The sequence below is a fragment of the Ochrobactrum soli genome (genome assembly GCF_003664555.1).
Lineage (GTDB): Bacteria > Pseudomonadota > Alphaproteobacteria > Rhizobiales > Rhizobiaceae > Brucella > Brucella teleogrylli.
This window is the reverse complement of record NZ_RCHH01000020.1, coordinates 1-15,843: the sequence shown is the minus strand read 5'-3', so window position 1 is coordinate 15,843 and position 15,843 is coordinate 1. Positions and strand designations below refer to the sequence as shown.

Below are 15,843 nucleotides of genomic sequence, written 5' to 3'. Positions count from 1 at the left end.
ACAACAATGACTGATAACGTTTATCAAATCAGCCATCTGGTACATGTACCGCGACGCCATTATGGCCGTCTTGTCGCGGCTGCGGTCGTGGTTCTCGCGCTTGCCGCAATCATCCATGCATTTGCCGTCGGACAGATTGAATGGAACTATGTGGGAGAATTCCTCACCGTACCGGCCATCATGACCGGGCTGTTGAACACCATCATCATGTCGGTTCTGGCCATGGCGCTGGGCATAGCACTCGGGATCTTGTTTGCCGTGATGCGCCTGTCGGACAATCCGCTACTTTCCTATGTCTCCATCGGCTATGTCTGGTTCTTCCGGGCGGTTCCAGCACTTCTGCAACTGCTGTTGTGGTTCAATCTGGCACTGGTTTTTCCCACTATGGGCATACCGGGCGTCTTTTCGGTCTCGACCGTTGAAATCATGACGCCTTTTGTGGCCACGCTCCTCGGTCTTGGCATCCAGCAAGGCGCATTTACCGCCGAAGTCGTCCGTGCCGGGCTGCTCTCCGTGGACAAGGGACAGTATGAAGCCGCCCAGACCATCGGCATGACACGCCTGAAATTGCTGCGCCGGATCATCATGCCACAAGCCATGCGTGTCATCGTGCCGCCGGTCGGCAATGAATTCATCGGCATGGTGAAACTCACCTCGCTCGCAAGTGTGATCCAGTATGCGGAAATCCTGCACAGCGCCCAGAACATCTACTACGCAAATTCCCGAGTCGTAGAACTCCTGATCGTTGCTGCGTTCTGGTACCTGATCGTCGTGACCATACTCAGTCTCATCCAGGGGCGTATCGAAAAATACTTCTCAAAGGGCGTCATGTCGCCGGGTGAATCGAAGTGACGGAGGTAATGGACATGGCAAATACTGTTTCAACTGACGTCGCAAAGCAAAATCTCTCGTCTCAGGGGCCACTGGTCGTGGCCGCAGATGTGCGCAAGAAATTCGGGACGCTCGAAGTTCTGAAAGGCGTTAGCCTCCAGATCGCCAAGGGCGAAGTTCTCTGCATCATTGGCCCTTCGGGGTCCGGCAAGAGCACGTTCCTGCGCTGCATAAATCAGCTCGAACACATGAATGGCGGCGCGATCTGGGTCGGCGGCGAGTTGATCGGCTATCGTCGCGAAGGCAATCACCTGCATGAACTGAGCGATGCGGAGGTTGCCCGCCAACGGCGCTCGATAGGCATGGTGTTTCAGCGCTTCAACCTTTTCCCGCATTTGACGGTGACCGAGAACATAGTCGAGGGTCCGATACAGGTGCTGCGGGAGAAACCTGACGTTGCCAGAAAACGCGCTCATGCACTTCTTGAACGGGTTGGGCTTTACGACAAGCGTGACGCTTATCCGGCCCAGTTATCGGGTGGACAGCAACAGCGTGTCGCCATCGCCCGCTCGCTTGCCATGCAACCGACGCTGCTGCTGTTCGACGAGCCGACTTCGGCACTCGATCCGGAGCTGGTCGGGGAAGTTCTGCGTGTTATGAGCGATCTGGCACAAAGCGGGATGACGATGATCGTCGTGACCCACGAGCTTGGCTTTGCCCGTGAAGTTGCTGACCGTGTCGCCTTCATGGATCAGGGCGAAATCATCGAAATCGGTTCGCCTGAACAGGTTCTTACAAATCCGCAGCAGACGCGAACGCAAAACTTCATCAAAGCCGTACACAAGAAGTAACATCGGACTTACACAACAGGGGATAAGGACATGATCAAGAGCAAGCTTGCACTTTCCGTTCTCGCCTTGATGGCAGCAAGCCACGCCGCGACGGGACAGGATCTGCCGGAGCGAATTGCGGCAAAGAAAGAAATCGTTATCGCCAATGTCCCGAACTATCCGCCACTCGAATTCAAGGATCCGAAAACGGGTACCCTGACGGGTCTTGATATCGATCTGGGCAACGCCATCGGTGCAAAACTTGGCGTCGCCGTCAAATGGGAAGAGATCAGCTTCGAGCAGTTGGTCAGCGCGCTCAATACCGGACGCGCCGACATGATCATCTCCGGCATGACAGATATGCCGGGACGCCGGGAAACACTGGATTTCGTTGATTACCTCGCTTCGGGTGCCCAGTTCTACACCACGGCCGACCGGGCAGAACAATACAAAACACCGGCAGATTTCTGCGGCAAGACAGTTGGAGCCAGCCGACGCACTTCATTCCCGAAGGAAATGGAAGCCTGGAGCAAGGAAACTTGTGAAAAGAACGGCAAGCCAGCTCTGAAGATCGTTGGCACGGAAGGGTCGGCCGATGCCCGTACCCAGCTACGCCAGAAACGTCTCGACGCAGCCGTGCAGGGAAGCGAAACGCTCCCATATCTTCTGAATCTGGAGCCGGACACTTACACCATCGTCGGCGAGCCATTCACGACCGTGCATCAGGGGATTGCCATCAGCAAGAAGGACGAGCAACTGCGCGATCTCATTGCCAAGGCGCTCAAGGACATGATTGCCGATGGTTCCTACGACGCTGTTCTCAAGAAATGGGAACTGCAGTCTGCCGGTGTCAAGACGGTCAAGATCAATGAAGAGCCGGTGAAATAGCAGTCGGGATTGCAACCGGCCTGCACAATATCAGCAGTAATAAAATGACAGGTCGGTTCCGCTTCAACGCGGCACCGACCCGGTGAAAACTTGCTAAAATGGTGGAGGTGAAGGTGGAAGTTTTAGGTGTTAGGGGACGTTGTCCCGGTTCGCCGAAGTGGCCGACCGGCAAGCGTTCGGCGGTGGCACTTGCCTTCGATCTGGATGGTCCGACCGGTGGCGCTATGCTCGATGGCAGCCTGCTCGACAATCTGCGCTATTTTACCGAAGGCTCTTACGGGCCGTGGCGTGCGTTGCCGCGCCTGCTGGATCTGTTGGCCGAATATGATCTGGTTGCTACTTTCTTCACTCCCACATGGGTAGTGGAACAGTGGCCCGAGCGCTGCGAGGCTATCCTGAAAGCCGGTCACGAGATGGCTTATCATGGCCATTACCATGAAGTGTTTATCGACCGGACGCCTGCGGAACAGCTCGCTATCATGCAGCGTTCCGCTCAGGTTTTTGAAAGCCGTCTCGGCATCAAGCCGGTTGGATTTCGCACGCCCTCCGGCGATTGGAGCCCGCATACCGCAACGATCCTCAAGGAATTCGGCGTCCTTTATTCCAGCTCGATGCGAGGCGACGATCGGCCTTATTTCCATCCTGGTCCCGACGGAGAACCGGGATTGGTGGAGATTCCGGGTCGCTGGGATATCGACGATTACACAGCGCTTGCCTATTTCGAAGAGCCTGATTTTCCAACCGGTCACGACCGCATAGCGGATTTCCGCACTGTGGAAGCTAACTGGCGTGCCGAGTTCGAGGGCTTTCACCGTGATGGCCTGTGCTGGACGACAATCCTGCATCCAAAAGTCTCGGCAAAACTGGGCAGGCTCAGCATTCTGAAGGGGCTGTTCGAGGCAATTCGCGCTCACGACGATGTCTGGGTCGCGCGTGGCCGAGAGATCGCTCAATGGTGGAAAGACCAGAATGCGCCATGCGGTGAAGGAGAAACACGATGATCCCGACCTTCCCGTGGCCGCATGGCAAGCGTTGTGCCGTAGCGGTTACCGTACTGTTCGATGACGGGCTTGATGCCATTGCCCGCGCGCCGGATCTGGCAGAACGGGCCAAGAGTTTTTCTGTCTGGGAATATGGCGCGGCGCGCGGTGTTGACCGCCTGTGCGTGCTTTTCGACAATCTCGGTGTGAAGACCACATGGTTTGTTCCGGGAGAGGTTGCGATGAAGCATCGCGACGCCGTAGCGACTGTGGCCGGAGCCGGTCATGAAATTGCAGCGCGCGGTGTGGCATTCGAGGATTTTTCGACGCTCGGGTATGAGGCGCGAGAGAATGTTCTTTTGCGTTCTGCTGACACGCTCGCTGAGGTGACAGGACGGCGTCCGAACGGCTTCCGCCTGCCGCGAGGTTTGTGGCCGCGCCATTTCGACCAGGTGCTGAAAGAGGCAGGTTTCGACTGGTCAGCTTCGCTCAACGGTGACGACGCGCCTTATGTCCATCCTTCGTCTCTGGTTGAAATTCCGGTTCATGTTGAACTTGAGGATCGGCCTTATTTCCAGTTCAATTTCGCCCCCGCTTTTCCCAAAGGGCTGGGTCGCATCGGCTCCTATGAGGGCGTGCTGCACAACTGGAAGGCGGAATTCGACGCTTACCGCCAATATGGACGCTGTTATGTGCTGCAAGTACGGCCCGAAATGATCGGAACACCGGGACGTATTTTCATCCTCGAACAGCTTCTGCAACACATACTTCAACATGACGATGTATGGCTCGCCACCGGCGGCGAGATTGCCGCCTGGACAGCAGAGCAGGCAGGACCGCTCGAAACCCAGCATCCTCTAAACATCTTCGAACATTATCGTAAGGAACAGGGCCGTGACTGACCACCCGTCCATGACGCTGGCGCGGAATGTCGCGGCTATGCGCTTTGCCGACTTTCCGGCAGCGACGATTCATAAGACAAAAATCCATATCCTCGATACGCTTGGGGCGGCGATCGCAGGCATTACCTCTCTTGAGGCCCAGACGGTGCTGCAAGCCTTTGGTCCCGTTCATGGCGGTGGAACCGGTCCAGCGCCGGTCTGGGGCACGACGACGATGCTCGACAGCCGCACCGCGAGCTTCGTCAACGGTGTCTCGGCACACGCGTTTGAACTCGATGACAGCGGTGGTTGCGACCATTCGGGCGCTGTCGTGGTGCCTACGGTAATCGCAGCATTGGGCGAGGTTCGCGGTACAGTCACAGGGCAGGATTTTCTGACCGCAGTTCTCGCCGGATACGAAGTCGGGCGGCGAATGTTGGAAGCCAGCGGCGGCTACGAAACCCATAACGAGCTGGGCTGGCACTCCACCGGCACTTGCGGGGCGTTCGCTGCAGCGGCTGCCGCGAGTACACTTTTCGGCCTGGATGCCGACCGGCACGCCTCGGCGCTGGGCATCGCCAGTTCATATGCGGGTGGTACGTGGGCGTTCATCCACGATGGTAGCCAGACCAAGAAACTACATGCTGGTCGTGCCGCTGAAGGCGGCTTCGTCGCCGCAAAGCTAGCAGCCTCCGGGTTCGATGGTCCGCTTTCGGTACTGGATGCCACAGGTTGGGGTAATTTCTTTACGACCTTTTGTCGTGGCGAAACCAGGCCGGATCTGCTCAATGCGGAGTTTGGACAGTTCTGGCGTGTTAACCGTTGCTCCATAAAGCCCTATGCAACATGCCGTGGCACCCATTCGGCTATCGACGCTATCGATAAGATTTTGACCGAACGCGGTCTTGCACCGCAGGATATCGCTCGTATTGATGTGGCGATGAGCGAGTTTCAGGCAGGCATGTGCGGCGGCAAGATCATCGCCAGCCGCGCTGACGCGCAAATGAGCCTGGCTTATGCCGTTGCGGCGCGGCTCCAATATGGCAAGGTCGGGCTTGACGAGCTCGAACGGGAGGCATGGTCTGCTCCAGAGATAGAGCAGTGGCTTGCACTCACCAATGTCGGAATTAATACCGCAATCGCTGCCAATGCGGAACCCGCAATCGCGGCGACGCTGCACGATGGTCGCATGTTCAGCGAAACGGTCGAGTTTCCACTGGGAGGTATGGCCAATCCGATGAGCGAGGCTGCGGTCATAGCCAAGTTCGAGGGGCTTGCCGGGCGTGTTTTGCCAGGGGAACGTTGCCGCGCGCTTTGTGATTTCGTCATGAACCTCGACATGGCTCCCGATGCTCGACACCTGCCGGTTCTTCTCGCCTTGCCAGCGGGATCCTGACCCCGTCTGCGCCTTTCTCCAGACCAGAGACAAGCCAAATGAATATTCAGTATGCATCCCGTATGGACTTCATCAAGCCGTCGGCTATCCGCAGCTTGAATACAAATCCCGAGATGATTTTCTTCGGTGGGGGATATCCCGATGGGGACGTTTTTCCGTTCGACGCGATCAAGACCGCCTTCGACGCGGCGATAGTAAATTCTGGCCGTGAGGCGCTGCAATACTCTTTTTCTGTCGGTTTGCCCAAGCTGCGCCAGCAGATCGCGGACCGCATGAAACAGGAACACATCCATTGCACAATGGACAACGTCCTTATCCTGCAGGGCGCACAGCAGGGGCTTGACCTTGTGGCACGTCTGCTGATCGACAAGGGCGATGTCATCATTACTGAAGCCCCGACATTTCTTGGCGCGCTTGGTGCGTTCGCGGCCTGCGAACCGCAATACGAAACCGTTCCGGTGGATGATGACGGCCTCGACACGGACGCTTTGGAAGCCCATTTGATGCGCCAGCCTCGTGCAAAGCTGCTTTATACAATCCCGGATTATCACAACCCGACGGGCGTCACCACGAGCCTGGAACGGCGAAAGGCCCTGATCCGGCTCGCGAACAAATACGGACTGATCATTCTGGAAGATACCCCTTATCGCGAGGTGCATTTCGATGCGCCACCGCCGGTCCCGTTGAAAAGTCTGGATGAGGAGGGGCGCGTCATTTATCTGGGCAGCTTCTCGAAGATATTGTCCCCTGGACTGCGGCTCGGCTGGACTGTCGCTTCCGAAGAGATCATTCATAAACTCACGCTGCTCAAGCTTGGCGCCGATACCCAGTGCAGCACCTTGAATATGACCGCGATTTCCAATCTCCTGGAAACCTATGATCTGGAGAAGCACATCGGAACCATCCGGAAACACTATAGGCACAAAAAGGATGTCATGCTTGATGCACTGCGTAACGAACTGCCTCAGGGCATTCGTTTCACCGATCCTGCCGGTGGTCTGTTCACCTGGCTGACGTTCGCTGACGGTTTTGATGCACGAAAATTTCTGATCGACTGCGCAATCCCGAAATTCGAGGTTGGCTATGTTCCGGGCGACCCGTTTTATGCAAAGGATCCCGAGATCAATCATGCACGGGTCAGCTTTTCCTCGGTGCCGCTGGGGAACATCGAACCGGGTATCGCACGTCTGGGGGAAGCACTGCGGAATTATGCCGCCGGATAGCATAGCATTGCCAGTATATTGAAGGTCAGATGGGAGAAACGGCGAGTTGGGAGAAGGGTTTTTGTTTCGCGATTCTAAGAGCCAGTTCCAAAAGTCGCCCTGTGTGGCTACAAATGGCGATTTTTGATTCAGGCTCTAAGTCGTAATCCACGGATTTGCTGAGGGGCTTCATGCCTATTTATGAGCTGGCGGCACTGGGGACTGCTATCTGCTGGGCGCTCACGGGCCTCATCTCGGCTGGACCTGCTGGCCATTTGGGCGCACTGACCTTCAATCAAGTGCGCCAGATCTTCGTAAGCTGCCTGCTTATTATCTATGTGATCGCAACCGGAACGTGGCAACAGATCCATTCCGGCAATGCTTTTCCGCTCATCCTGTCTGGCTTTATCGGCATCTTCCTAGGGGACACGATCCTCTTCGTGACCTTGAACCGGCTAGGGCCACGCCGATCCGGAATTCTTTTTGCAATGAATGCTCCCATTGCTGCGGTTCTGGGGTGGGTCGTGCTCGGTGAAAAACTTACGACTTCGGTTGTAGCCGGCATTACCCTCACCATTCTGGGTGTTTGCCTGGCGATATTCTTCAATAACCGTCGAACCCAGCTTCATCCCTGGGAGACGGTAAAAGGCTCTCTGATTGTCGGCTTATTGTTCGGTTTGCTTGCCGCACTTGGGCAAGCAGTCGGATCAATCATCGTACGGCCGGTAATGGCAACCGGTATCGATCCGTTTCTGGCCTCGCTGCTGCGTGTCGGAACGGCGGCCTGCTGCCTCAGCTTCGTCTCGATGTTTCCCGTCACAGCCTTTCGTCCACGCTACCCGCTGACGTGGCGGGTGACCTATCTGACAGTGCTCTCAGGCTTTCTGTCGCTTGCCATGGGAATGACGCTGCTGCTCTTTGCCTTGTCAGGTGGGGAGACAGGCGTGGTCTCAACGATTTCCGCGACAACGCCAGTCATCATCCTTCCGCTATTGTGGTTGCGAACCGGGCAACGTCCTGCAGCCGGAGCATGGTTAGGGGCATTGTTCGTGGTCGCTGGCCTGGCGTTCATCATGTATTGATAGTTCAGTCAGAAACCGCAAGGTTCCGTCATTTTGACTGGCAATCAGAGCGCTTAGGAAGTGAGCTACTGTTTGGTGTCACTCATGTTTGTTTCTGTGCAAACCGCTAGTCCTTCACTTGATATCCGAGGCGCTCCGAGATTTTGCGAGCCGCCTCAACAGTTCTCATTATTTGCTCTTCCGTTGGCGCTGCGCCGATTGACTGCACCATGTCAACAATGCCGGTTGCCCCACACACTATGCCCGATGCGTCGAACACGGGGCTTGCAAGCGTGTTCAATCCGAGAGCAGTTTCATGAGGTGCAACTGCCCAACCCTGACGCCTGATTTCGACGAATTCCTTTTCTAAAATGGTGGGTTCTATGATCGTTGAGGGCGTGCAGGCCTGGAGCTGCCCCGCGAGTACGCGGGATTGAAAGGCCTCGGACGAAAATGCTGCGGCGACCTTACCTTGCGCAGAGCTATGAAACGACAACAGCGATCCAACGCGCACGCCAATTTCTATCGGTGAGCGACCGGGAACCGTCGCGATGACCAGCATGCCGTCGGGGGTGAGCTGAGAAGCGACGGCGGAATGACCAAGCGTATCACGCAGTTCGAGAAGTGGGTCGTAGGCGGCGTGCACCATCCCTGCGTTATCAGACACGGATTGCACCAATGAAACCAGTCTGTGACCGACTTCATATCGCTCCGAATCCTCATGCTGAAACACATATCCCTGACGCACGAGTGTTTGCAAATGCCGATGAATGCGGCTTTTGCTGGTGTCTAAGGCTTTTGCAAGGCTGGTGACACCGACGCCTTTAGGTGTGCGGACGACCTGCTCCAATACCTGCATTGTTAGAACTACGGATTGAAGGTTACCGCCGTCTTTTTCTTCGTCATCAACCATACCAGATCCTCAATCGATGTTCCTTGCGCGTTTATACAGAGCGATTCTCATCGTGAAAACAACTGTGACAGGGAATGTTGGTGGCTCCGCCGCGTTCCTGTCTTCCATGCGTTTCCCGTTCCTCCCGCCTCAAGCGAGCGCCTCGTCCAATCATATCGCTTGACACTGATAAACGATTGGGTGATAAAAATCAGAACAAAGTTCCGCTGAACGGAACAGAATGATTGAGGAGGATGGAATGACGACCGCTGACACAACTTCTGCCGATGAGCTTCATCATCAGATCAATGATATTCTGCGCGGCGGCGTTGATCCGCATGTCCATAGCGGTCCGTCAATTGCCCCAAGAGCTCTGGATCACCTCGAACTTGCGCGCCAGTTGTCAGAGGCTGGTTTCATTGCAGCTGTCACCAAGGATCACGATTATTCCGGCGTCGTAGCGGCACAGCTGATCCGAAAGCACCACCCGGAACTCACAACGAAGATTTATTCGAGCATTGTGCTCAACAATGTCGTTGGCGGGCTTAACCCCTATGCGGTCGAGCATACCGCAGCGCTAGGCGGGAAAATCGTGTGGCTTCCCACGCTGGCCGCTGAAAATCATCTCCGCTGGGAAAAGACATCCGGCTGGGCGCACCCTGCCTCCACCCAGAAAATGCGTCCGGCAACCGCCGTTCCACTTTTCGATGCCGACGGTAGAATGCTTCCCGAACTTCTCGATGTCCTTGATGTTATTGCGGCCAACGACATGGTGCTTGCAAGCGGCCATATCCATGTTTCGGAAACCAGAACCGTTTTCGCAGAAGCGTTGAAGCGTGGCGTCAAACGCCTGGTCTTTACCCATCCTGAAGACATCGTTGGCGCCACACCGGAGGATGCCCGCGAGATTGCCGACATGGGTGCGTATGTTGAACATTCGCTGGCCTTCTTCCTCGACGGTTCGAAATTCCAGACCCGCGACAGGCAGGATTTCCGGGCGCATATCGATGTCGTCGGTACGTCTCGCACCATTCTTTGCTCGGACCTTGGACAAGTTGGAACATATAGCCCCCTAGAAGGCTTCCGTCGCGGCGTCGCGACCTGCCTTGAGCTTGGCTACCGCGATGGAGACATTCACGACATGGTGGCGCAAAACGCCTCCGATGTTCTCGGACTGAACGGCTGAGCAATCGATTGCTCCGGCCTACCCTGACAAAGAGGATTAGGGACAATAATCGCCTATGGGAACAGCCGGGTGCAATGAGACCCGACTTTGGGAGGACAACATGTTTCAATGGTATCGCGAGCTCAATGCTCCCGAACGAAAGACCTTTCACGCTTGCTATGTCGGCTGGGCAACGGATGCTCTCGACACACAGCTCTTCAGCTTTTTGATCCCGACACTGGTAGCCTTATGGGCAATTACCAACAGTGAAGCCGGCTGGCTTGGAACATCGGCTCTGATTTCCTCGTCAATCGGTGGATGGATCGCCGGTATCATGTGCGACCGTATCGGCCGCGTCACCGTCATGAAGATCGCTATTGCCTGGTTCACTGTCTTTACGATTGCCAGTGGCTTCGCCAATTCCTACGAACAATTGCTTGTCGCCCGCATTCTGTCAGGCATTGGCTTCGGCGGTGAGTGGGCAGCTGGCGCGGTGCTAATGGGCGAAGTGATCCGACCTGCCTATCGCGGCAAAGCGGTTGGCAATGTGCAAAGCGCCTACGCTGTCGGCTATGGCTTTGCCGCATTGTTGTCGTCAGTCCTGTTTGCTACCATGCCAGCTGAAAATGCCTGGCGTTGGATGTTCTGGATCGGCGCGCTCCCGGCGTTCTGGGTGTTCTGGGGATTGCGTGGCGTCGAGGAACCCGAAGTCTTTCTCAAGACCCGCAAGGCGCTTGCCGACCGTGGAGAGAAAATCAGTCCTTTTGTGATTTTCCACCCCCGCTATCTGAAGACAACGATCCTGTGTTCATTGCTGGCGCTCGGCATTCAGGGTGGAGGGTTTTCAATCCTCATCTGGCTACCAACTTTCCTCAAGTCGCATTACCAGATTTCATCGGTCACTGTTGGTTACTACGTCTTTGTCATGACCTTCGGTTCGTTCGTCGGCTATATCGTGGCCGCCTATCTTTGCGATCTGATCGGACGACGTCGCAATTTCTTCCTGTTCACAGTGCTGAACTGGATTATCATTCCGATCTTTCTTTATACTCCGCCGATGGGAGCACTCTCCCTCGTCATTAATTTCATGCTTGGCTTCTCACTGCTCGGAATCTATGCCGCTCTTGGACCCTACTTCACGGAGCTCTTCCCCAACACGATCCGCGGTAACGGTCAGGCATTTTGCTATAATTTTGGCCGCGCTGCAGGTGCTTTCGGCCCCGCAATTGTCGGCATGATGGCGACCGGCAGTTTCCTGCCGCTGCGCGACGCAATGGCTCTGTGCGCCATGCTGGCCTACATCTTCGTCCTTGTGGCCGTCGCACTTCTTCCTGAAACCAATGGTCGCGATCTCAGCTTCGAGGATGACCAGCCAATTGCCGGAAAAGAAGACAGCATTGTCGGCGACGCCGCCGGAACACAAACAATTTGAGGATGTGTCAGGTGAAACAGCCTTCAGATAAAACACAACCGAGCTTACGGTTTCGTATCCGGAACGGTGAACTGCTGATCGGCAGTTTCATCAAGACGCCCGCACCGCATATCGTTGAGATTCTCGGCTTTGCGGGCCTCGATTTTGCAGTCGTCGATCAGGAACATGCCCCGATCAGCATTGCGCAGATGGATATTCTGGCGTTAGCCGGACGTGCAGCAGGTCTACCGCTTCTCTCTCGTCGGTGGGGTAACTCCCCCGACTGGATTGCGCCGCTATTGGATCTCGGCCTTGAAGGCGTCATGGTTCCTCATGTCATGGATGCGGCGCAGGCCGCCGCTGTCTGTGATGCTGTCCGCTTTTCCCGGGGCAAACGGGGCCTTTCTCCTTCGCCGCGCGCAGGCAACTACGGCAGCTATGGCATTGCCGAATATCGAACCCATTGTGATGCGCACAACGTGGTGATGGTGCAAATCGAAGATCAAGCAGCACTCGATCGACTGGACGAAATCGCACAAGAACCGGATGTCGACGTGCTCTTCGTCGGCCCAGCCGATCTCTCTCAATCCATGGGGGTGGGTTTTCCGTCGACGGAACTTGATACAGCCATCGAACAGGTTATCGACGCTGGCAAGAAAGCCGGCGTTGCTGTCGGACTATTTGTCGGTAATGCCGCTGATGTTCCGCGCTGGCACAAGCTTGGCGTCACCGTCTTCGTGTGCGGATCAGATCAGGCGCTGTTGCGCAAATCAGCAGCGCAAATGCTGGCAACAGCCAGGGAATGAAAGGAAATCCAATGTTTAAGGACAAGGATCCGCGCGCAGACCTCTTTGCTGCCGCATCCAAGCCGAACCCCACTGGCCTTATTGCCGAAGAGCAACTGGCAGAATTTTATGCCTCTGCTCCTGATCACACGGCTCCCGGCGAGCGCACTTGGTTCTTGCGTGGATGCAATTTCGTGCTCGCCTATTCCGAGCTTGAACGGGGAACGGTAGTCGCACGCGAAGCTCAAGCCGACGAGTATGTCCTTTATCTCGCAGACCATAACCACATCGCCACGGTTGAGTGGAATGGGGTGACAACGGAGGTAGCAGGCAGCTCTATCGCATTTATTCCACCGGGCGACAGTCGCATCACCTTTCCAACAGGCGGAAACGTAGTCCGGCTCTTCACAGTCGCATCCAAAGACCTCGTAGCGATGGCGCCAAATACGCACGCCTACGACACGCCCCGGGACCATATTCCGCCCTTCCAGTCCTGGCCCGAGCCTGCTGGCGGTTGGAAAGTGCGCTCCTATTCATTGGACGTTTCCGATGAGCCGGGCCGCTTTGGTCGAATTTTTCGCTGCACGACATTCATGGTCAATGCTCTTCCAGCTCAGATTGGCCCACGCGATCCTGCAAAGATGTCACCGCATCATCACGATGATTTCGAACAATGTTCTCTTGCAATGGCTGGGCGCTTCATCCACCATTTGCGCTGGCCTTGGACTACGGACATGAACGATTGGCGACGGGACAAGGCAATCGAGGTCGGTTCGCCTTCGGCGCTCGTCATTCCGCCTCCGGTCATTCACACGACCAGAGCAACGAGCGAAAACCAGAACGACCTGGTGGATATTTTTTGCCCGCCTCGGATGGATTTTTCGCTCAAAGCCGATTGGGTCCTCAATGCGGACGACTATCCGCTACCGCACAATGAGAGCTGAGGAACGTATTCCCGGTATGTTTACCTTTCATCCTCGAAAGGGTGGAGGGCGGCAAAAAGAAATGGAAAGTCATGGCAAACGCGCGACTGGAAACGCGGATAGGTTCAGTTCTGTTGAAGAACCCGGTCATCGCAGGATCGGCTGAACACCTGATTGACGCTGATGGCGTTCGACGCGCAATCAAGGCGGGAGCGAGCGCGGTTGTCGTCAAATCCACCAATGAATCTCATGCCGCTCGCTTGCAGTTACAACAGGCCGAATATGCGGTCCTTGATGAAAACTGGGAGCGTATCGCCTGGAACGCAGCAGCTCCGCGTAATGCGTTTATCGCCTGTCGTTCCGGTCTCACACCCCAACCCTTCCACGCTTGGCTTGAACAAACTGCCCGGCTTGATCATGAAGCTAGCAAGGATGACGCTGTCGTTGTCGCGAGCATAATTCTCGCCGATCTAGAACACTCCGTCACCATGGCAAAGCAGATAGAAGCCGCAGGCGTGCGCGTGCTGGAACTCAACATAGGCACACCTTACGCCAGTCAGGCGGCGAAGGGCGCGGTATCTACCGAACTCGATCCGGCGCGCATTAGACACATCGTCGATACTGTGCGTTCGGCCATATCCATTCCGCTCTGGATAAAAATCACCGGACAAAGTGAGCGTGTGCCAGATCTTGCCGAGGCAGCCTTTGACGCGGGCGGTGATGCTGTGGTGATGGCGGGACGACTTCTTGGACTTATCCCCGACCTCGAAACACACAAACCTGTCCTCGACACAACACTTGGGGTTGGAGGAACCTGGCATTTGCCGATGACCTGTCATTGGCTCGCTCTCACCCGTCAAAAGCTTGGCGACGATAAGCCTTTGATTGGCACAAATGGCGCTCAGTCCGGCCTCGATATAGCGCGGATGATGTTAGCGGGCGCCTCCGCCATCGAAATGTCGTCGCAGGTCATGCTCCGCGGATTCGGTGTGTTAACGAACGCAGTGGTGGAGCTTGAGGATTATCTGAAGCGAAAGGGATTAACCGCGCAAGAACTCATCGGCAAAGCCGCCGACAACCGCAAGACTTTCGCACAGATGCAGGAACGTCGAGACAACTGGCGCAATCATATCCCACTGTGATCCGCCCGCACATTGACGCAAACGGAAAGGGGGGAGTAAGCGTGAAACAAGCGATATACACCGCCGACGAAAAGAAGCTTTTTCAGCGAATTACCTGGCGGATCGTGCCGCTCGTCGTCTTTATTTATCTAATCGCGATTATTGACCGCGCCAATGTGGGCTTCGCAAAACTGCAGATGGTGTCCGCACTGGACATGACAGAACAACTCTATGGACTTGCTTCGTCTTTGTTCTTCATAGGCTATCTGGCGCTTGAAATTCCAAGTGCTTATGCGGTCAACCGTTTTGGCGCACGGCTGTGGCTGGCGCGAATTCTTTTGACCTGGGGACTTTTGACGATTGCGACGGCTTGGGTGACGTCGGGTAGCCTTTTTGCCGCCTTCCGTTTTCTGATTGGCTGTGCAGAGGCGGGAGCCTATCCCGGGATAATCTATTACTTCACATTATGGTTTCCCAAAGAATACCGGGCTCGCGTTCTCGGCTTTTTGACCTTGGGTAGCGCTTTTGGCAACCTGTTCGGTTCACTGGTCAGTGGGTTCTTGCTCGATCTCGATGGCTTTCTTGGCTTCGCCGGATGGCAATGGGTCTTTCTGGCCACAGGGCTTCCGGCGGTGCTGTTGACCCCTCTCGTGCTTGTCTTTCTGCCAAACGGACCCGACGATGCAAAATTCATTTCCACTTTGGAGCGAAAGTGGCTGCGGGAGCGGCTCGGGCAGGAAACGCCAGATGGACAACACGGCAACCCGCTTGCGGTCATTTGGGACCGGCGGGTGCTTCTGCTCGCCATCATCTACATGCTCATCCTGGCGTCCCTCTATGGCGTAATATACTGGCTACCAACCGTAGTGCGTGGTTTTGGCGTATCAGGAACGGAAAATGGTCTTCTTAGCGCAATACCATGGGTTATCGGAGCTTGTGCTCTGGTTGTGGTGCCGCGTCATTTGCGTAAAGAAAAGACAGTACTCACTGCAATGATCGCAATTTCGTGTCTTGGACTTGTCTGCTTTTATCTCAGCACGGCGCTGCCTGAGAACTGGATGCGTATGGTTGCAATGTCTATCGGCACACCCTGTATATCATTGCTCTTTCCTTGCCTTTGGTTTCTGCCCTCATTGTTCTTCTCCGGACAGCGGGTAGCCATGGCGATCGCGGCAATCAGTACTATTGGTAATCTGGGCGGGTTCATAGCCCAAAATCTCATGCCATGGGTGGCCAATGCGGCCGGGACGCCTGTCGCGGCTATGCTGGTGCCGGCGAGTGCTCTGGCTCTGGTCGGATTATTGGCGTCACTCATCAAGATCGCAGGATTTACAAACAGGCAGCCGGTTTTGGCGAAGGAGCGGCGAGCCGCAACTAACGAATGGTAAGCGCTGTCCTGACCCCACCTTCCGGATCATCGCTTGATCATTGATGTTCAACCTCGAAAGAGGGCTAGGACATATGTCGATTTCAGAAC

Annotated in this window: 15 protein-coding genes; 14 read left to right on the top strand and 1 reads right to left on the bottom strand. The window is 55.6% G+C overall.

The features are described 5' to 3' along the window. Positions 1-6: 6 nt before the first annotated feature. The 8 genes from D8666_RS21205 to D8666_RS21170 all read left to right on the top strand — a co-directional run bounded on the left by D8666_RS21205 (position 7) and on the right by D8666_RS21170 (position 8,090). Positions 7-852 carry an amino acid ABC transporter permease gene (locus tag D8666_RS21205; protein WP_121539317.1) on the top strand — a complete coding sequence of 282 codons (846 nt, stop codon included), beginning with the start codon at positions 7-9 and terminating at the stop codon, positions 850-852. Between the two features lie 14 nt (positions 853-866). After that, positions 867-1,682: an amino acid ABC transporter ATP-binding protein gene (locus tag D8666_RS21200; RefSeq protein ID WP_235859037.1), complete on the top strand. Its 816-nt coding sequence runs from the start codon at positions 867-869 to the stop codon at positions 1,680-1,682. 30 nt (positions 1,683-1,712) lie between these two features. Further along, positions 1,713-2,549 (top strand): ABC transporter substrate-binding protein, encoded by an 837-nt coding sequence (locus tag D8666_RS21195; RefSeq protein ID WP_121539315.1) that lies wholly within the window; start codon positions 1,713-1,715, stop codon positions 2,547-2,549. Between the two features lie 113 nt (positions 2,550-2,662). Then, positions 2,663-3,550, top strand: a complete 888-nt coding sequence (locus tag D8666_RS21190; protein WP_235859036.1) for a polysaccharide deacetylase family protein — start codon at positions 2,663-2,665, stop codon at positions 3,548-3,550. After that, positions 3,547-4,431: a polysaccharide deacetylase family protein gene (locus tag D8666_RS21185; protein WP_121539313.1), complete on the top strand. Its 885-nt coding sequence runs from the start codon at positions 3,547-3,549 to the stop codon at positions 4,429-4,431. The genes D8666_RS21190 and D8666_RS21185 overlap by 4 nt, the downstream gene beginning before the upstream one ends. Further along, a complete protein-coding gene (locus D8666_RS21180; RefSeq protein WP_235859035.1) occupies positions 4,424-5,806 on the top strand; it encodes an MmgE/PrpD family protein in 1,383 nt (460 codons plus the stop codon). Before D8666_RS21185 ends, D8666_RS21180 begins: the two co-directional genes overlap by 8 nt. A gap of 62 nt (positions 5,807-5,868) precedes the next feature. Beyond that, positions 5,869-7,029, top strand: a complete 1,161-nt coding sequence (locus tag D8666_RS21175) for an aminotransferase-like domain-containing protein (protein WP_209446009.1) — start codon at positions 5,869-5,871, stop codon at positions 7,027-7,029. Positions 7,030-7,199: 170 nt separating this feature from the next. Next, positions 7,200-8,090 (top strand): DMT family transporter, encoded by an 891-nt coding sequence (locus D8666_RS21170; RefSeq protein WP_121539310.1) that lies wholly within the window; start codon positions 7,200-7,202, stop codon positions 8,088-8,090. Positions 8,091-8,196: 106 nt separating this feature from the next. On the opposite strand, the gene D8666_RS21165 is transcribed toward D8666_RS21170, so the two are convergent. Then, positions 8,197-8,982 carry an IclR family transcriptional regulator gene (locus D8666_RS21165; RefSeq protein ID WP_121539309.1) on the bottom strand — a complete coding sequence of 262 codons (786 nt, stop codon included), beginning with the start codon at positions 8,980-8,982 and terminating at the stop codon, positions 8,197-8,199. Between the two features lie 238 nt (positions 8,983-9,220). Here D8666_RS21165 and D8666_RS21160 point away from each other — a divergent pair, with 238 nt between their 5' ends. From D8666_RS21160 to D8666_RS21135, 6 genes are all read left to right on the top strand, one after another. Further along, complete coding sequence (locus D8666_RS21160) at positions 9,221-10,147, top strand: DUF6282 family protein (protein ID WP_121539308.1); 927 nt, start codon at positions 9,221-9,223, stop codon at positions 10,145-10,147. A 100-nt stretch (positions 10,148-10,247) separates the two neighbouring features. Further along, a complete protein-coding gene (locus D8666_RS21155) occupies positions 10,248-11,558 on the top strand; it encodes an MFS transporter (protein ID WP_121539307.1) in 1,311 nt (436 codons plus the stop codon). Between the two features lie 11 nt (positions 11,559-11,569). Further along, positions 11,570-12,343 carry an HpcH/HpaI aldolase family protein gene (locus D8666_RS21150; protein WP_209446008.1) on the top strand — a complete coding sequence of 258 codons (774 nt, stop codon included), beginning with the start codon at positions 11,570-11,572 and terminating at the stop codon, positions 12,341-12,343. 11 nt (positions 12,344-12,354) lie between these two features. Further along, complete coding sequence (locus tag D8666_RS21145; protein ID WP_121539305.1) at positions 12,355-13,266, top strand: cupin domain-containing protein; 912 nt, start codon at positions 12,355-12,357, stop codon at positions 13,264-13,266. A gap of 113 nt (positions 13,267-13,379) precedes the next feature. Further along, positions 13,380-14,387: a tRNA-dihydrouridine synthase gene (locus tag D8666_RS21140; protein ID WP_209446007.1), complete on the top strand. Its 1,008-nt coding sequence runs from the start codon at positions 13,380-13,382 to the stop codon at positions 14,385-14,387. A gap of 41 nt (positions 14,388-14,428) precedes the next feature. Continuing rightward, positions 14,429-15,754: an MFS transporter gene (locus D8666_RS21135; protein WP_121539343.1), complete on the top strand. Its 1,326-nt coding sequence runs from the start codon at positions 14,429-14,431 to the stop codon at positions 15,752-15,754. The last annotated feature ends 89 nt before the right edge of the window (positions 15,755-15,843 follow it).

Bases quoted from the DNA above. Each gene is read 5' to 3' on its own strand.
- D8666_RS21205 (WP_121539317.1), top strand. From the start codon at position 7: ATGACTGATAACGTTTATCAAATCAGCCATCTGGTACATGTACCGCGA.
- D8666_RS21200 (WP_235859037.1), top strand. From the start codon at position 867: ATGGCAAATACTGTTTCAACTGACGTCGCAAAGCAAAATCTCTCGTCT.
- D8666_RS21195 (WP_121539315.1), top strand. From the start codon at position 1,713: ATGATCAAGAGCAAGCTTGCACTTTCCGTTCTCGCCTTGATGGCAGCA.
- D8666_RS21185 (WP_121539313.1), top strand. From the start codon at position 3,547: ATGATCCCGACCTTCCCGTGGCCGCATGGCAAGCGTTGTGCCGTAGCG.
- D8666_RS21175 (WP_209446009.1), top strand. From the start codon at position 5,869: ATGGACTTCATCAAGCCGTCGGCTATCCGCAGCTTGAATACAAATCCC.
- D8666_RS21170 (WP_121539310.1), top strand. From the start codon at position 7,200: ATGCCTATTTATGAGCTGGCGGCACTGGGGACTGCTATCTGCTGGGCG.
- D8666_RS21165 (WP_121539309.1), bottom strand. From the start codon at position 8,982: ATGGTTGATGACGAAGAAAAAGACGGCGGTAACCTTCAATCCGTAGTT.
- D8666_RS21160 (WP_121539308.1), top strand. From the start codon at position 9,221: ATGACGACCGCTGACACAACTTCTGCCGATGAGCTTCATCATCAGATC.
- D8666_RS21155 (WP_121539307.1), top strand. From the start codon at position 10,248: ATGTTTCAATGGTATCGCGAGCTCAATGCTCCCGAACGAAAGACCTTT.
- D8666_RS21145 (WP_121539305.1), top strand. From the start codon at position 12,355: ATGTTTAAGGACAAGGATCCGCGCGCAGACCTCTTTGCTGCCGCATCC.